Consider the following 632-nt stretch of genomic DNA (forward strand, 5'->3'; position numbering starts at 1 on the left):
AGAATACTGCTGTGTAGCTATGTCATCGTCTCCTTTCTGTTCTTGGGTCGTTTTGCCGATCTGACGCATCTTTTCGCCTTCGTGACGTTTCTGCTCGCTGGTGAGAAGTGGTTCTCGCGCAGCGAGCGCGGTGTTCGTCCCCGGACCCGCCGGGAAGCGCGGCTGGTATCTGCATTTGGTGTGTGGTTGATCGCAGTCGTGCACATCGTGGTGTATTTCTTCCCTGGCAGTGGTCCTTTCGGACCCACATCTGCGCACCAGGTTTCGGCGTGGTCGACCGTGTTTTCAGTGGTGGTGGCGGGTGTGCTGGGGGAGTTTCTACGCCGCGGCCGCCGATGGGCTTGGCGCCTGACCGTGTTCTATGCGGTCTTCGTTGCGGTGCTCACTCTGGTGGTTCTGATTCTCGTTGTAGTCAACGATTTCGAGAGTGTCGGGGCGGTCACGGCCGGTACCGGGCTGCTGTGGGCTGGTGAGGCCGTACTGCTGATCGCAGGTCGGAGCGCCTTCACCGTGCCGTGGCGACGGCGAGTTGACGGCGCGCGGGGCGCGGGCGGCGACGTGATCGAAGATGTCAAGTCTTCGATACGTCGGCACGGCGGAAGCACGATGTCATGGATGATCACCTGGGACGG

The 632-nt window shown here is 61.2% G+C and carries 1 pseudogene; it reads left to right on the top strand.

Features of this window, described 5'->3' with window-relative positions:
• Positions 1–81: 81 nt before the first annotated feature.
• Positions 82–632: pseudogene (locus AC1Q6C_RS33710) on the top strand (bifunctional lysylphosphatidylglycerol flippase/synthetase MprF); the annotation flags it as partial.

The sequence above is a fragment of the Rhodococcus sp. MT28 genome, assembly GCF_058792695.1.